Source organism: Micromonospora sp. B11E3 (assembly GCF_039871625.1).
Classification (GTDB): domain Bacteria; phylum Actinomycetota; class Actinomycetes; order Mycobacteriales; family Micromonosporaceae; genus Micromonospora.
In genome coordinates this window covers 20,918-36,451 of record NZ_JBDPMC010000051.1, presented here as the reverse complement: position 1 = coordinate 36,451, position 15,534 = coordinate 20,918, and the positions used below count along the sequence as shown (strand labels likewise).

Sequence of the window (15,534 nt, the reverse complement as noted above, 5' to 3'; positions counted from 1 at the left end):
CCGAATGGAGAGCTTCGGAAGCCGGTTGCACCGGGCGGTGGCGCGGCGGGGGCCGCTGTGCGTGGGCATCGACCCGCACCCGGGGCTGCTGGCCCGGTGGGGGCTGCCGGACGACGTGACCGGGCTGGAGCGGTTCAGCCGCACTGTCGTGGAGGCGCTCGGCGACCGGGTGGCGGTGGTCAAACCACAGTCGGCCTTCTTCGAACGCTTCGGATCTCGGGGCATCGCGGTGCTTGAGTCAACTATCCGACAGTTACGGAATGCCGGCGCACTCGTTCTTCTCGACGTCAAACGCGGCGACATCGGATCGACCGTCGCCGCCTACGCGTCGGCGTACCTGAATCCATCCAGTCCCCTGTATGTCGATGCGGTGACGGCGAGCCCCTACCTGGGAGTAGGGTCGCTGGCCCCGATGTTCGAGCTCGCCGCGGCGCACGGTGGCGGGGTGTTCGTCCTGGCGCTGACCTCCAACCCCGAGGGGGCGGCGGTGCAGCGGGCCCGCACCGCCGACGGGCGGACCGTCGCGCAGGCCGTGATCGACCAGATTGCCCAGCTCAACCGCGATGCGGAGCCGCTCGGCAGCTTCGGCCTGGTGGTCGGGGCGACGGTCGGCGACACCGGCCACGACCTCTCCGCCGTGCGCGGTCCGCTCCTCGCCCCGGGGCTCGGCGCGCAGGGCGCGACGGCGGCGGATCTGCGTACGGTCTTCGGCTTTAGCCTCCCGTGGGTGCTGCCGTCCTATTCGCGGGAGGTGCTGCACGCCGGGCCGGACGTGGCCGCGCTGCGGGCCGCCGCCGACCGGGTCCTGACCGACTGCCGCACGGCTTTGGGCGTCCCCGACTGAGTCGCGGCTCGGTAACTCTGCCGCGCCCGCCGCGTGCCCACGTTGCCGAATGCGCGCGCGACCGCTAGTTTTCCCGGCGCTGGGAACCACGGACCCCTTTGGTTTTCAGCGACACCACGTTTCACAGCGACGTGGCGTCCCGCCCGTCGCGATAGGGACCTGAGGAGAACTGGTGCCCCTCCCGTCACTGACCCCCGAGCAGCGTGCCGCTGCGCTCGAAAAGGCTGCGGAGATTCGCAAGGCCCGCGCTGAGCTGAAGGAGCAGCTCAAGCAGGGCAAGACCACCCTCGCCGCCGTCCTCGAGCGGGCGGAGGGCGACGACGTCGTCGGCAAGCTCAAGGTTTCGGCCGTCCTCCAGGCGATGCCGGGCATCGGCAAGATCCGGGCGACCCAGATCATGGAGAAGCTGAAGATCGCCGACAGCCGCCGCCTGCGCGGCCTGGGCGAGCAGCAGCGCAAGGCCCTGCTCGGCGAGTTCAGCGCCAACTGACCGCGGCGGTTCGCCGCGACCTGGCCACGGCAGGCGTGTAGAAACGAGCCGTGAGCACGGATGACGAGGCGCGCCCGGCAGCTCGGCTCACCGTCCTGTCCGGCCCTTCCGGGGCCGGCGCGGACCGTGTGGCGGAGCTGTTCCGGGCGCGTTTCCCATCGGCCTGGACGCCGGTGCCGGCCACCACCCGGGCGCGCCGCAACGGTGAGGTGGACGGCGTCGACCGGTGCTTCCTCGACCCGGCGGAGTTCGACCGCCTGGCCGCCGCCGGGGAGTTGCTGGAGTGGGCCCGGATCGGGCCGTACCGGCGGGGCACGCCGGCCCGGCCCGTGTGGGCCCGGCTCGCCGCCGGCCAGCCGGCGCTGCTCCCGCTCGATCTCCCCGGGGCGCTCGCCCTGCGCGCCGCGTGGCCGCGCGCCCGGCTGGTCCTGCTCGCCCCTCCGGGCTGGCGGCCCGACCCGGCCGTCGCGGCGGCGGCGGACCACCTCGTGACGCACGACCTGACCGGGCAGGCGGTGGACGAGCTGGTAGGCTTGTTCGGTTCTTCCTTCCTGGCTCCGGCCCAACCGCGCCCGACCGGTTGAGAGACGGCTCAGTTGAGAGACGACTCAACCGCGCCGACGTGGTTGCCAGACCACTCAACCGCGGCCGCGCGGTTGTCGGACCACCGCCTCCGCGCGGTGGAGAGACGCAGAGGTTATTTCGTGGGATCCATCGCCACCAACCCCGAGGGCATCACCAACCCGCCGATCGACGAGCTCCTCGAGAAGACGACGTCGAAGTACGCCCTGGTGATCTTCGCCGCGAAGCGCGCCCGCCAGGTCAACGCCTACTACAGCCAGCTCGGCGAGGGCCTGCTGGAGTACGTGGGCCCGCTGGTGGAGACCACCCCCCAGGAGAAGCCCCTCTCCATCGCCATGCGCGAGATCAACGCGGGGCTGCTCACGGCCGAGCCGACCGACCAGCCGTAACCCCGCCGCGCGTCGATGTCCGCCGAGATCGTCCTCGGAGTCGGCGGCGGCATCGCCGCCTACAAGGCGTGTGAGCTGCTGCGGCTGTTCACCGAGTCGGGCCATCGCGTCCGCGTCGTGCCGACCGCGTCGGCGCTCCGCTTCGTCGGAGCGCCGACCTGGGCCGCCCTGTCCGGCCAGCCCGTGGCCGACGACGTCTGGTCCGACGTGCACGAGGTGCCGCACGTCCGGCTCGGCCAGCGGGCCGACCTGGTCGTGGTCGCCCCCGCCACCGCCGACCTGCTCGCCAAGGCCGCCCACGGCCTCGCCGACGACCTGCTCACCAACACCCTGCTCACCGCCCGGTGCCCGGTGGTGCTCGCCCCGGCGATGCACACCGAGATGTGGGAGCACCCGGCCACGGTGGCCAACGTCGCCACGCTGCGCTCCCGGGGCGTCCGGGTGATCGAGCCGGCCGTCGGCCGGCTCACCGGTGCCGACACCGGCAAGGGCCGGCTGCCCGACCCGGCGGAGATCTTCGCCGTGGCCCGGCGGGCCCTCGCCCGGGGCGTCGACGCGCCCGCCGACCTGGCCGGCCGGCACGTGGTGGTGACCGCCGGCGGCACCCGCGAGCCGCTCGACCCGGTGCGGTTCCTCGGCAACCGTTCCTCCGGCAAGCAGGGCTACGCCTTCGCCCGCGCGGCGGTCGCCCGGGGCGCCCGGGTGACCCTGATCGCCGCCAACGTGTCGCTCGCCGACCCGGCCGGCGTCGACCTGGTCCGGGTCGGCACCACCGAGGAACTGCGGACGGCCACCCTCGACGCGGCGGCCGGCGCGGACGTGGTGGTGATGGCGGCGGCGCCCGCCGATTTTCGCCCGGCCAGCTACGCCCCGGCGAAAATCAAGAAATCGGACGCCGGGCCGCCTACCATCGATCTCGTCACCAACCCGGACATCGCCGTGGAACTCGGCCGGCGGCGCCGGCCGGGTCAGGTGCTGGTGGTGTTCGCCGCGGAGACCGGCGACGCCGAGGCCAACGGCCGGGCCAAGCTCGCCCGCAAGCGGGCGGACCTCATCGTCGTCAACGAGGTCGGGCTGAACAAGGTCTTCGGCGCCGAGACGAACGCGGCGACCGTCATCGGCGCGGACGGCTCCGTGTGCGTCATACCGGAGCGCTCCAAGGAGGACCTCGCCGACGCCGTCTGGGACCTCGTGGTGCCCCGCCTGGCTGGCATGCCCGAACGGTGACTCCAACCTGACGGATCATGTTCTTCGCAAGTATGGGTGACTACACTTCCGCGGAACGACTTTTCCTTAACTTAGGAGTGCCGTGACACGCCGCCTCTTCACGTCCGAATCGGTCACGGAAGGCCACCCGGACAAGATCGCAGACCAGATCAGCGACGGCATTCTCGACGCATTGCTCACCCAGGACGCGCACAGTCGCGTGGCCGTCGAGACCCTGATCACCACCGGCCAGGTGCACGTCGCGGGTGAGGTGACGACCAAGGCCTACGCAGACATCCCGAGCATCGTCCGGGAGACGATCCTCGACATCGGCTACGACTCCTCGAAGAAGGGCTTCGACGGGGCGTCCTGCGGGGTCAGCGTCTCCATCGGCGCGCAGTCCCCGGACATCGCGCAGGGCGTCGACAACGCGATGGAGCTGCGTACCGGGGCGTCGGAGAGCGCGCTGGACGCGCAGGGCGCCGGCGACCAGGGCATGATGTTCGGCTTCGCCTGCTCCGAGACGCCCGAGCTGATGCCGCTGCCGATCGCGCTGGCGCACCGGCTGGCCCGCCGGCTGACCGCGGCGCGCAAGGACGGCACGATCCCGTACCTGCGCCCCGACGGCAAGACGCAGGTCACCATCGAGTACGAGGGGCTGCGCCCGGTCCGGCTGAACACGGTCGTCGTGTCCAGCCAGCACGCGGCCGACATCTCGCTGGAGTCGCTGCTCACCCCGGACGTGCGCGACCACGTCATCGCCCCCGAGCTGGAGAGCCTGGGCCTGGACATCGACGGGTACCGGCTGCTGGTCAACCCGACCGGGCGCTTCGAGATCGGCGGCCCGATGGGTGACGCCGGTCTCACCGGCCGGAAGATCATCGTCGACACGTACGGCGGGTACGCCCGCCACGGCGGCGGCGCGTTCTCCGGCAAGGACCCGTCCAAGGTCGACCGGTCGGCCGCGTACGCCATGCGCTGGGTGGCCAAGAACGTGGTCGCCGCCGGCCTGGCCGAGCGCTGCGAGGCGCAGGTCGCGTACGCGATCGGCAAGGCCCACCCGGTGAGCCTGTTCATCGAGACGTTCGGCACCGAGACCGTGCCGGTCGCCTCGATCGAGAAGGCCGTCAGCGAGGTGTTCGACCTGCGTCCGGCCGCCATCATCCGGGACCTGAACCTGCTCCGCCCGATCTACCGGCAGACCGCGGCGTACGGCCACTTCGGCCGGGAACTGCCCGACCTGACCTGGGAGAGCACCGACCGGGCCGCCGACCTCAAGTCGGCCGCGGGAGCCTGACCGGCACCAGGCGTAGCGACCGGCGGCCCGCGGACGGGTCGCCGGTCGCTCGCGTCTGCGTGGACGTGCCGCTCGCCCACCTGGACCGCCCCTTCGACTACCTGGTCCCCGCCGAGCTGGACGCCGTCGCCGCGCCCGGCGTCCGGGTCAAGGTGCGCTTCGCCGGTCAGCTCGTCGACGGCTGGCTGCTGGAGCGGGCCGACGACTCGGGGCACACCGGGCGGCTGGCGTACCTGGAGAAGGTGGTCTCGCCGGAGCCCGTGCTCGCCCCGGAGATCGCCCGGCTCGCCCGGGCCGTCGCCGACCGGTACGCCGGCAGCCTCGCCGACGTGCTCCGGCTGGCCGTGCCGCCCCGGCACGCCCGCGTGGAGAAGGAACCCCACGCCCCGGCGCAGCCCCCCGCCCCCCTCGACCCGCCGGAGGCGGCCGGCTGGCGCGCGTACCCCGCCGGGCCGGCCTTCCTGCGCGCCCTGACCGACGGCCGGCCCGCCCGGGCGGTCTGGTCCGCGCTGCCCGGCGAGGACTGGCCCGCCCGGTACGCCGAGGCGGTCGCCGCCACCGTGGCCGGCGGGCGCGGCGCGGTGGTCGTGGTGCCCGACGCCCGGGACCTCGACCGCCTCGACGCGGCGCTGACCGCCGCGCTCGGCCCGGACCGGCACGTCAGCCTCGCCGCCGCGGCCGGCCCGGCCCGCCGCTACCGGGCGTTCCTGGCCGCCCGCCGCGGCGACGTCGCCGTGGTGGCCGGCACCCGCGCCGCGATGTTCGCCCCGGTCCACCGGCTCGGCCTCGTCGCCATCGTCGACGACGGCGACGACCTGCACGCCGAGCCGCGCGCCCCCTACCCGCACGCCCGGGAGGTGCTGCTCACCCGCGCCCAGCTCGCCGGCGCGGCGGCCCTGGTCGGCGGGTACGCCCGCAGCGCCGAGGCGCAGCTGCTGGTGGAGACCCGCTGGGCCCGGGAGGTGGTGGCCGACCGGGCCACCCTGCGGGCGCGTACCCCGGCCATCACGCCGACCGGCGACGACCCGCAACTGGCCCGCGACCCCGGCGCCGCGACCGCCCGGCTGCCCAGCCTGGCCTGGGCCGCCGCCCGGGACGCGGTGCGCGCCGACGCCCCGGTGCTGGTCCAGGTGCCCCGCCGTGGCTACGTGCCCTCGGTCTCCTGCGCCGACTGCCGCGCCCCGGCGCGCTGCCCGCACTGCGCCGGCCCGCTGGCCCTGCCCTCGGCCGCCGCCCCGCCCACCTGCCGCTGGTGCGGGCGGGTGACCGCCGCGTACGCCTGCCCCGAGTGCGACGGGCGGCGGCTGCGCGCGGCCGTCACCGGGGCCCGGCGGACCGCCGAGGAGCTGGGCCGGGCCTTCCCCGGCGTGCCGGTGCGCACGTCCGGCCGGGAGGAGGTGCTGACCACCGTGCCCGGCGGGGCCGGCCTCGTCGTGGCCACGCCGGGCGCCGAGCCGGTCGCCGAGGGTGGCTACGGCGCGGTCCTGCTGCTCGACTCGTGGGCCCTGCTCACCCGGGCCGACCTGCGGGCCGGGGAGGAGGCGCTGCGGCGCTGGCTCGCCGCCGCCGCGCTGGCCCGGCCCGCCGCGGCCGGCGGCCGGGTGGTGGTGGTCGCCGACGGCGCGCTGGCGCCGGTGCAGGCGCTGCTGCGCTGGGACGCCGCCTGGTTCGCCGCCCGGGAGCTGGCCGAGCGGCGCGAGCTGGGCTTCCCACCCGCGGTGCGGATGGCCAGCGTCACCGGCCCGGCCGACGCCGTGGCCGATTTGCTGGCCGAGACCCGGCTGCCCGAGGACGCCGAGGTGCTCGGCCCGGTTCCCGCCGACGGCGACCGGGAGCGGATGCTGGTCCGGGTGCCCCGGGCCCGGGCGGCGGCGCTCGCCGGGGCGCTGCACACCGCGGCCGGGGTCCGCGCCGCCCGCAAGGCGGCCGACCCGGTACGCCTCCAGGTCGACCCGCTGACGCTGTTCTGAAACCGCCGCCCTTCCGTTCCGGGCGTCGTCACGATCCGTGTTGGGTAAGCGTGATAGCATCGCCCGTCATTACGGCGGCTCCAGGTCGCGGCGGTGCCAGACGCGCCGAGCCGGAGTCGTCGCAGGATCGTGACGATGGCGGAAAGGGCGTCGGAAACGACGCCATTCGATGATGTCAATCAGCCGGTGAGCAGGGGTGGACCAGTCGTGACCCTTCGTCAGTCGATCGTCTTCAACGGTGACCTCGGCAGCGGCAAGAGCACCGTCTCCATCGAGATCGCCAAGCGGCTGGGGATGCGCCGGGTCAGCGTCGGCGACCTCTACCGCCAGATGGCGCAGGAGCGGCAGATGACCGCGCTCCAGCTCAACCTGCACGCCGAGCTCGACCAGGCCGTCGACGGCTACGTCGACCAGCTCCAGCAGGACATCGCCGCCTCCGGCGAGCGCCTCGTCATGGACTCCCGGCTGGCGTGGCACTTCTTCACCGACGCGCTCAAGGTGCACATGATCACCGAGCCGACCGAGGCGGCCCGCCGGGTGCTGGCCCGCCCCTCCGGCCCGGCCGAGAGCTACACCTCCCTCGAGGAGGCGAAGGTCAAGCTGCACGAGCGCAGCGAGAGCGAGCGGGGCCGGTTCATCGTCCGCTACGGCGTCGACAAGGCCCGGCTGCGCAACTACGACCTGATCTGCGACACCACCCGGGCCAACCCGGAGCAGGTGATCGAGCACATCGTCGACGCCTACGAGGGCCGGCTCGGCGCCGACGTGCTCCGCGACGGCCCGCCGCTGCTGCTGCTCGACCCGGCCCGGGTCTACCCGACCGAGGAGGTCGGCGCCCTGCGCGGGCTGTGGGACTCCGGGTTCGTCGGCGAGGTCGGCCGCGCCGGGGACGAGGCGCTGGAGCCGCTGGCGATCGGCTACACGGGGCGGTACTTCTACGTCGTCGACGGTCACCGTCGGCTCAGCGCCGCCATCCAGAACGGCTTCCCGCTGGTGCCGGGCCGGCTGGTCGCCGAGGCCGACGAGCCGGTGGTCGGCGGGATGAGCGCCGTGGACTACTTCGCCGCCCAGGTCCGCCCCAGCACCGTGTACGACTGGGAGGCGGCGCACGGGATCCAGTTGCCGCTGCCGGAGCACTGCCTGCTCGCCGGGGACGCCGTGCTCGCCGGTGACCCCGTATCGGGCGCCTGAGCGCCACCGATCGCCGTACGCCGGCCGGGGCCGCTCCGGCCACTCCGTAGACTGGGTCCGGCCACTGTCGTATCACCGCCGCCCAGCCGAAGGAGCCACCCCGCGTGACCGTCCAGCCCATCCGTCTGTTCGGCGATCCGGTGCTGCGCACCCCGGCCGACCCGGTGGTCGACTTCGACGCCGAGCTGCGCAGGCTTATCGCCGACCTGACCGACACGATGCGTGAGCAGAGCGGCGCCGGCCTCGCCGCGCCCCAGCTCGGCGTGGGCCTGCGGGTGTTCACCTTCGACGTCGACGACGTGCTCGGCCACCTGGTCAACCCGGTGCTGGAGTTCCCCGACGAGGAGGAACAGGACGGCCCGGAGGGCTGCCTGTCCATCCCCGGGCTCTACTTCGACACGAAGCGCCGGCAGAACGTGATCGCCAAGGGCTTCAACGGCTACGGGGACCCGGTGCAGATCGTCGGCACCGGGCTGATGGCCCGCTGCGTGCAGCACGAGACCGACCACCTCGACGGGGTGCTCTTCGTCGACCGGCTCGACCCGGCCGGCCGCAAGGAGGCGATGAAGGCGATCCGCCAGGCGGAGTGGTACGACCCCGCCGCCCCGCCGACCGTCAAGCTCACTCCCCACGCCGCCGGCAACCCGTTCGGCCTGGGGCGGTGATCCCGTGCGCCTGATCTTCGCCGGCACGCCGGCCGTCGCCGTACCCGCCCTGGCCGCCGTCGCGGCCTCCGGCCACGAGCTGCTCGCCGTGGTCACCCGCCCCGACGCCCCGGCCGGTCGGGGTCGGGGCCTGGTGCGCTCCCCGGTCGGCGCGTGGGCCGACGAGCACGGCGTCGAGGTGCTCACCCCGGCGCGCCCGCGCGAGCCCGAGTTCCTCGACCGGCTGCGCGAGCTGGCCCCCGACTGCGTCCCGGTCGTGGCGTACGGCGCGCTGGTGCCGCCGGCCGCGCTGGAGATCCCCCGGCACGGCTGGGTGAACCTGCACTTCTCCCTGCTGCCCGCCTGGCGCGGGGCGGCCCCCGTCCAGCACGCCGTGCTGCACGGCGACGAGCTGACCGGGGCCAGCGTCTTCCAGTTGGAACAGGGGCTGGACACTGGCCCCGTCTACGGCACCCTCACCGACGAGATCCGCCCGACGGACACCTCCGGGGACCTGCTGGAGCGGCTCGCCCACTCCGGGGCCGGCCTGCTGGTCGCGGTCCTCGACGCGATCGGGGCGGGCACCGCGCGGGCCGAGCCGCAGCCCGCCGACGGGGTGTCGCTGGCACCGAAGCTGACGGTGGAGGACGCGCGGGTGCGCTGGGCCGACCCGGCGTTCGCGGTGGACCGGCGGATCCGGGCCTGCACGCCGGCGCCCGGCCCGTGGACCACGTTCCGCGGCGAGCGGGTCAAGCTCGGCCCGGTCATGCCGGTGGCCGGGGGCCCGGAGCTGAAGCCCGGCGAGCTGCTGGTGGAGAAGTCCCGGGTGCTGGCCGGCACGGCCACCGCCCCGGTCCGCCTCGGCGAGGTGCGGGCCGCGGGCAAGCGGGCGATGCCGGCGGTCGACTGGGCGCGTGGCGCCCGGGTCGCCGCCGGGGAGGAGCTCGCGTGACGGGGCCGGCGGAGAGCCCGCGACAGGCACCTGCCGGCGGCCGCGGTAGCGCCGACCGGCGGGGCGGCGCGGACCGGCGGGGCGGCGGCCGGCCGAGCGGCGGGGACCGGCGGGGCGGCGGGGACCGGCGAGACGGCCGTCGGCCCGCGCGGCCGGTGGCCGACCTGCCCCGGCACGTCGCGTACGAGGCGGTCGCGGCGGTGCACCGCGACGACGCGTACGCCAACCTGGTGCTGCCGGCGATGCTGCGCGACGCCGGGCTCACCGGCCGGGACGCGGCCTTCGCCACCGAGCTGACGTACGGCACCCTGCGGCACACCGGCACCCTCGACGCGATCCTCGGGGCCGCCGCCGGGCGGGACGTCGCCCGGATCGACCCGCCGGTGCGCGACGCGCTGCGGCTGGGCGCGTACCAGCTGCTGCACACCCGGGTGCCGCCGCACGCGGCGGTCTCCTCGACGGTCGACCTGGTCCGGGCGGTCGGCCCCGGCGCCACCGGGTTCGCCAACGCGGTGCTGCGCGAGGTCGCCACCGGCGACGTCGACACCTGGGTGGCGAAGCTCGCCCCGGACGCGGAGGCCGACCCGATCGGGCACCTGGCCCTGGCGTACAGCCACCCGCAGTGGATCGTCCGGGCGTTCGCCGAGGCGCTCGGCGGCGACCTGGGCGAGACCACCCGCCTGCTGATCGAGGACAACGAGCGCCCGCCGGTGCACCTGTGCGCCCGGCCGGGCCGGGCCGACGCGGCCGAGCTGGCCGACGAGGTCGGCGGCGCGCCTGGCGCATTCTCCCCGTACGCGGTCTACCTGCCGGGCGGCGCGCCGGGCGACCTGCGGGCGGTGACCGAGGGGCGCGCGCACGTCCAGGACGAGGGCTCCCAGCTGGTCGCCAACGCCCTCGCGGACGCGCCCCTGGACGGCCCGGACGCGCACTGGCTCGACCTGTGCGCCGGGCCGGGCGGCAAGTCGGGCCTGCTCGGCGCGCTGGCCGCGCAGCGCGGCGCGGAGCTGACCGCGGTCGAGGTGGCGGAGCACCGGGCCCGGCTGGTCGCCCAGGCCACCCGGGGGCTGCCGGTGACCGTGCTGAACACCGACGGGCGCACGGTCGGCGGCGATCCGCAGCTGCCGGAGGGGCACTTCGACCGGGTGCTGGTGGACGCCCCGTGCACCGGGTTGGGCGCGCTGCGCCGCCGGCCGGAGTCCCGCTGGCGGCGGCAGCCGTCGGACCTGCCGCCGCTGACCCGGCTGCAGCGGGAGTTGCTGTCGGCGGCGCTGCGGGCGGCGCGTCCGGGCGGCCTGGTCGCCTACGTGACCTGCTCCCCGCACATCGTCGAGACGCATGTGACGGTGACCGAGGCGGCCCGCCGGGCCGGGGTGCCGGCGGACTTCGTCGACGCCCGGCCGCTGCTGCCGGCCGGCATGCCCGGGCTGGGGGACGGGCCGAGCGTGCAGCTGTGGCCGCACCGGCACGGCACGGACGCCATGTTCCTCGCGGTGCTGCGCCGCGGCTGAGCGGCAACGGCCCCGCCGGGGTCGGGTGACGGAACGACGCCGGGGCCGAGCGGGATCGCTCGGCCCCGGCGACCATCGGTGTCCCGCCCCACGGCTTACGGCAGGTCCCCGCCCCGGCCGGGCTCAGCGTTGTTCCGCCCCGGCCGGGCTCAGCCTCGCCTCCGGCCCGGGTGGGTTCAGAGTCCTGCTCCGGCCCGGGCGGGCTCAGCCCTGTCCCCCCGCCGGGCGGGCGGGATCAGCGGATCGGCAGGCCCTTGGTGCCGGCGCCCTTGAGCGAGCGGGTGAGGTCGCGGTCGACCCAGAGGAAGCACTGCACGCCCCGGTTGCCGTCCGTCCACTCCGCCTCGAAGGCGTGGTAGAAGATCGTCCCCGCCCGGTACTCCAGATCCCCGTTGTTCGGCACCTTGACGTACGAGGCGATCTGGGCGCGGCAGCCCCGGTGGATGCGCAGCCGGTTGTTGTCGATCTGGTTGAAGGCGACGTCCGGCGCCTGGTAGACGCCGACGAACTCGGCCCGGTGCTTCTTGGTGCACGGGACCGCCGTCATCTCGTCCACGGTGCTGTTCTTGATCTTCGGCTGGAAGCAGCGGTGCGCCAGCGGGGAGTTGCCGCTCAGCGCGCCCTTGAGGCTGGCGGTGCGCGGGACGACGTTGGAGTCGTCCACGCTCTCCACCTCGTTGAGGTCGCAGCGGAACCACCGGGCCCCGCCCTTCCACGCCTGGCGGGACGGGAAGACCGTGGAGAGGAAGAGCCGGCCCGAGCGCCAGTCGGCGCCCACCGCCTTGTTGACCTCCCGGTCACACTCGGCGCGCACCGCCTTGATCCCGGCCGACCCGGCGGCCGGGGGAGTGCTCCGGTCGGCGGCCGCCCCGGTCACCGTTCCGACGTGGATCGTCTCCACCCGGTGGGACGTCCCGCAGTCCACCGGGTTGTAGCCGGAGAGATAGCCGACCTCCTGGACCGTGGGGTGACAGGTGCCGACGGCCGGCACGAACGGCGTCGGGGCGGCCATCCCCTTCCAGTCGTCGACGAGGTCGCCGTCCACCCCGCCCGGCGCGCCGCAGCCGGCCAGCGCCGCCACCGTCGCACCGACGGCGACCGCCGTCCACCATCGCCGCATTGGCCGACCTCCCCGTCGCTCGTGGTGCGGTGCCACCGCCCGGCCCGGCCCTACGGACCGTCGGCCTCCGGCGCCCACGGAGCGCGAGCATACGGCACCGACGCCCGGATCGCGGGTAGCCCCTGCGGCTCGGCGCCCCGCATCGAACGGGTGAGCCCACGGCCGTCGCCGCCCGGGAGACAGCGCACGCACCGGCCGCGGCGAGCGGCCGATCACGCGTTCGTACACTTGCCCGGTGACCGTACCGCCGCCGATCGTCGCACCCAGCATCCTCGCCGCCGACTTCGCCCGCCTCGCCGAGGAGGTCCGCGCCGTCGAGGACGCCGCGGACTGGCTGCACGTGGACGTCATGGACAACCACTTCGTGCCGAACCTGACCATCGGGCTGCCCGTGGTGCAGAGCCTGCGGGCGGCGACCAGGCTCCCGTTCGACGTGCACCTGATGATCACCGATCCGCGCCGGTGGGCCCCCGGGTACGCCGACGCGGGGGCGTACAACGTCACCTTCCACGCCGAGGCGTGCGACAACCCGGTGGCGCTGGCCAAGGACCTGCGGGCGGCCGGGGCGAAGGCCGGGCTGGCGATCGACCGGGACACCCCGATCGAGCCGTACCTGGAGCTGCTGCCCAGCTTCGACACCCTGCTGATCATGACGATCAAGGCCGGCTTCGGTGGGCAACGGTTCATTCCCGAGCTGCTGGACAAGGTCCGCGCCGCCCGGCGGCACGTCGACGCCGGCCACCTGGAGCTGCGCATCGAGGTCGACGGCGGGATCGCCGCCGACACCATCGAGCAGGCGGCCGCCGCCGGCGCGGACGCCTTCGTCGCCGGCACCGCGGTCTACGGCGCCGACGATCCCGCCGAGGCGGTCCGCCGACTGCGGGACCTGGCACGACGCGCGGCCGCCGGGGCCTGAGGTGGAACCGTCCGACGAGCGACCCGATGTCATCCTCGTCGTCGACGACGACGCGGACATCGCCCGGTTCGTCGAGTTCAACCTCCGGCTGCACGGCTTCGAGGTGCTGCACGCCGGCGACGGCCAGGAGGCCCTGGAGGTCATCGAGCGGCAGCGGCCCGACCTGGCCGTGGTGGACCTGATGATGCCGCGCATCGACGGCCTGGAGCTGACCCGGCGGCTGCGCGCCGACCCGATGACCTCCGCCCTGCCGGTGATCATGTTGACCGCCAAGGGCATGACCTCGGACAAGGTCAACGGCCTGAGCGCCGGCGCCGACGACTACCTGGTCAAGCCGTTCGACACGGCCGAGCTGGTGGCCCGGGTCAGCTCCACCCTGCGCCGCAACAAGGAGTTCCGCGAGGTCTCCCCGCTGACCGGCCTGCCGGGCAACAGCCGGATCCGCCGGGAGATCAGCGACCGGGTACGCAGCGGCACCGACTACGCCGTCGGCTACGTCGACATCGACCGGTTCAAGAGCGTCAACGACCGGTACGGCTTCGTCCGGGGCGACGAGTTCATCTCGGCGCTGGCCCGCAGCCTGCACCGGGCGGTCGTCTCGCTCGGGCTGCCGCCGGCCTTCCTCGGCCACGTCGGCGGCGACGACTTCGTCATCGTGTGCAGCCCGGAGCAGATCCGGCCGCTCACCTCCCGCGCCGTCGTGGACTTCGAGACCTCGGCCGACCGGCTGTACGACCCGGCCGACGCCGAGCGCGGCTACGTCGAGCTGAAGGACCGCCGGGGCAACATCCGGCGCGCGGCGCTGGTCACCCTCTCGATCGGGGTCTGCGTCTCCGACGCGCAGAAGCGCTTCACCAACCCCCTGGAGGCCATCGCCGTCGCCTCCGAGATGAAGTCGGTCGCCAAGAGCCAACCCGGGTCGTACGTGGCGGTGGACCGGCGGCGCGGGGTCACCTGAGCCTCCCGGGGACTGTGAGGTAGGTCGCCTCCGGGCAGACGCTCGCCGCCCGGCGTGCAACACTTCGGGGGTACCCACCACGCGCTGGCGGGACTCGGTGTAATTCCGAACCGGCGGTGATCCACGGTCCGACCGTGGTAAGCCCGCGACCCGGTCGGCTCTGCCGCCCGGTGGACCTGGTGAGAATCCGGGGCCGACGGTTGGGGCGGCTGCCGCCCCAGACAGTCCGGATGGGAGACAGCGCGCGGGACGGGGCGGGTCCGTGTCGGCCGCTGCGTGTCGGCCGCCGCGCGGGCTCCCCGGGGCCGGCTCCGCCGTACCCGGGCTCCGCCGCCGCCTGCCCGCAGCCATCCCCCTGACCGCCAGCGCCGGACCGGCGAGCGAGAGGGCAGGACAGGGCGGATGGCCAGCGTCCCCGTCGACGAGGCGATGCGTCGGGCGATCGCGCTCGCGGCCCGCGGGCTCGGCACGACCAGCCCCAACCCGGTCGTCGGCTGCGTGCTGCTCGACGTGGGCGGCGAGGTCGTCGGGGAGGGCTTCCACGCGTACGCGGGCGGGCCGCACGCCGAGATCGTCGCGCTCGCCCAGGCGGGCGAACGGGCCCGCGGCGGCACCGCCGTGGTCACCCTGGAGCCCTGCGACCACACCGGCCGCACCGGCCCGTGCAGCCTCGCCCTCATCCAGGCCGGCGTGGCCCGGGTGGTGGTCGCCGTGCCCGACCCCAACCCCGTCGCCTCCGGTGGGGCCGCAACCCTGCGCGCCGCCGGCGTCGCCGTCGAGGTCGGGCTGCGCGCCGCCGAGGCCGAGGCCGGCAACGTCGCCTGGCTGACCTCGATGCGACGGGGCTGGCCGTACCTGATCTGGAAGTACGCCGCGACGCTGGACGGGCGCTCCGCCGCCGCCGACGGCACCAGCATGTGGATCACCTCCGAGGCGGCCCGGATCGACGTGCACGCCCTGCGCGGCACCGTCGACGCGGTGATCGCCGGGGTGGGCACCGTGCTGGCCGACGACCCCCGGCTCACCGCCCGCAACCTGCGCGACGGCAGCCTGGCCATCCGCCAGCCGCTGCGGGTCGTGGTCGACTCGTCGGGGCGTACCCCCGCCGACGCCCGGGTCCGCGACGGCGCCGCCCGGACCTGGGTCGCCACCGCCGCCGAGGTCGGGGCCGACCCGGACGGCCGGGTCGACCTGCCGGCGCTGCTCGCGGAGCTGCACCACCGGGGCGTGCGGGCGGCGCTGCTGGAGGGCGGGCCCCGGCTGGCCGGCGCGTTCCTCGCCGCCGGCCTCGTCGACAGGATCGTCGGGTACGTCGCGCCGAAGCTGCTCGGCGCGGGCCCGACCGCGCTGCTCGACGCCGGCGTGGGCACGATCGCCGACGCCATCGACCTGGAACTCACCGACGTCACGCAGGTCGGCCCCGACCTGCGGATCACCGCGCTGCCCCGAAAGAGGGAGGGCTGA

Annotated in this window: 15 protein-coding genes and 1 riboswitch; of the genes, 14 read left to right on the top strand and 1 reads right to left on the bottom strand. The window is 75.0% G+C overall.

Annotation, left to right across the window (positions count from 1 at the left end; all coding sequences use genetic code 11):
* Positions 1-4: 4 nt before the first annotated feature.
* The 11 genes from pyrF to ABGB16_RS22850 all read left to right on the top strand — a co-directional run bounded on the left by pyrF (position 5) and on the right by ABGB16_RS22850 (position 11,076).
* Positions 5-844: an orotidine-5'-phosphate decarboxylase gene (gene pyrF / locus ABGB16_RS22900; RefSeq protein WP_347670143.1), complete on the top strand. Its 840-nt coding sequence runs from the start codon at positions 5-7 to the stop codon at positions 842-844.
* 172 nt (positions 845-1,016) lie between these two features.
* Positions 1,017-1,334, top strand: a complete 318-nt coding sequence (gene mihF / locus ABGB16_RS22895; protein WP_347670142.1) for an integration host factor, actinobacterial type — start codon at positions 1,017-1,019, stop codon at positions 1,332-1,334.
* Between the two features lie 50 nt (positions 1,335-1,384).
* On the top strand, positions 1,385-1,918 hold the full coding sequence (locus ABGB16_RS22890; protein WP_347670141.1) for a guanylate kinase: 534 nt from the start codon (positions 1,385-1,387) through the stop codon (positions 1,916-1,918).
* Positions 1,919-2,038: 120 nt separating this feature from the next.
* Positions 2,039-2,305: a DNA-directed RNA polymerase subunit omega gene (rpoZ, locus tag ABGB16_RS22885; RefSeq protein WP_013285517.1), complete on the top strand. Its 267-nt coding sequence runs from the start codon at positions 2,039-2,041 to the stop codon at positions 2,303-2,305.
* 15 nt (positions 2,306-2,320) lie between these two features.
* Positions 2,321-3,532 (top strand): bifunctional phosphopantothenoylcysteine decarboxylase/phosphopantothenate--cysteine ligase CoaBC, encoded by a 1,212-nt coding sequence (coaBC, locus tag ABGB16_RS22880; protein WP_347670140.1) that lies wholly within the window; start codon positions 2,321-2,323, stop codon positions 3,530-3,532.
* An 82-nt stretch (positions 3,533-3,614) separates the two neighbouring features.
* Positions 3,615-4,808, top strand: coding sequence for a methionine adenosyltransferase (gene metK, locus ABGB16_RS22875; RefSeq protein WP_347670139.1), 1,194 nt, complete (start codon positions 3,615-3,617; stop codon positions 4,806-4,808).
* A 59-nt stretch (positions 4,809-4,867) separates the two neighbouring features.
* Positions 4,868-6,778: a primosomal protein N' gene (locus ABGB16_RS22870; protein WP_347670138.1), complete on the top strand. Its 1,911-nt coding sequence runs from the start codon at positions 4,868-4,870 to the stop codon at positions 6,776-6,778.
* A 207-nt stretch (positions 6,779-6,985) separates the two neighbouring features.
* Entirely contained in the window at positions 6,986-7,969 is a 984-nt protein-coding gene (locus ABGB16_RS22865; RefSeq protein WP_347670137.1) for an AAA family ATPase, read from the top strand.
* A 104-nt stretch (positions 7,970-8,073) separates the two neighbouring features.
* Positions 8,074-8,634, top strand: a complete 561-nt coding sequence (def, locus tag ABGB16_RS22860; RefSeq protein WP_347670136.1) for a peptide deformylase — start codon at positions 8,074-8,076, stop codon at positions 8,632-8,634.
* Between the two features lie 4 nt (positions 8,635-8,638).
* Positions 8,639-9,565, top strand: a complete 927-nt coding sequence (fmt, locus tag ABGB16_RS22855; RefSeq protein WP_347670135.1) for a methionyl-tRNA formyltransferase — start codon at positions 8,639-8,641, stop codon at positions 9,563-9,565.
* A complete protein-coding gene (locus ABGB16_RS22850; RefSeq protein WP_347670134.1) occupies positions 9,562-11,076 on the top strand; it encodes a transcription antitermination factor NusB in 1,515 nt (504 codons plus the stop codon). Before fmt ends, ABGB16_RS22850 begins: the two co-directional genes overlap by 4 nt.
* A 235-nt stretch (positions 11,077-11,311) precedes the next feature.
* On the opposite strand, the gene ABGB16_RS22845 is transcribed toward ABGB16_RS22850, so the two are convergent.
* Positions 11,312-12,196 carry a septum formation family protein gene (locus ABGB16_RS22845; RefSeq protein WP_347670133.1) on the bottom strand — a complete coding sequence of 295 codons (885 nt, stop codon included), beginning with the start codon at positions 12,194-12,196 and terminating at the stop codon, positions 11,312-11,314.
* Positions 12,197-12,431: 235 nt separating this feature from the next.
* On the opposite strand from ABGB16_RS22845, the gene rpe reads away from it, so the two are divergent.
* From rpe to ribD, 3 genes are all read left to right on the top strand, one after another.
* Positions 12,432-13,112, top strand: a complete 681-nt coding sequence (gene rpe, locus ABGB16_RS22840) for a ribulose-phosphate 3-epimerase (RefSeq protein WP_145777293.1) — start codon at positions 12,432-12,434, stop codon at positions 13,110-13,112.
* A gap of 1 nt (position 13,113) precedes the next feature.
* Positions 13,114-14,070, top strand: coding sequence for a response regulator (locus ABGB16_RS22835; protein ID WP_347670132.1), 957 nt, complete (start codon positions 13,114-13,116; stop codon positions 14,068-14,070).
* 79 nt (positions 14,071-14,149) lie between these two features.
* Positions 14,150-14,316, top strand: a riboswitch (FMN riboswitch).
* A gap of 156 nt (positions 14,317-14,472) precedes the next feature.
* The gene (gene ribD / locus ABGB16_RS22830) at positions 14,473-15,534 is read left to right on the top strand and encodes a bifunctional diaminohydroxyphosphoribosylaminopyrimidine deaminase/5-amino-6-(5-phosphoribosylamino)uracil reductase RibD (RefSeq protein ID WP_347670131.1); all 1,062 of its coding nucleotides are present in this window, start codon (positions 14,473-14,475) and stop codon (positions 15,532-15,534) included.

Bases quoted from the DNA above. Each gene is read 5' to 3' on its own strand.
- ABGB16_RS22845 (WP_347670133.1), bottom strand. From the start codon at position 12,196: ATGCGGCGATGGTGGACGGCGGTCGCCGTCGGTGCGACGGTGGCGGCG.
- pyrF (WP_347670143.1), top strand. From the start codon at position 5: ATGGAGAGCTTCGGAAGCCGGTTGCACCGGGCGGTGGCGCGGCGGGGG.
- coaBC (WP_347670140.1), top strand. From the start codon at position 2,321: ATGTCCGCCGAGATCGTCCTCGGAGTCGGCGGCGGCATCGCCGCCTAC.
- ribD (WP_347670131.1), top strand. From the start codon at position 14,473: ATGGCCAGCGTCCCCGTCGACGAGGCGATGCGTCGGGCGATCGCGCTC.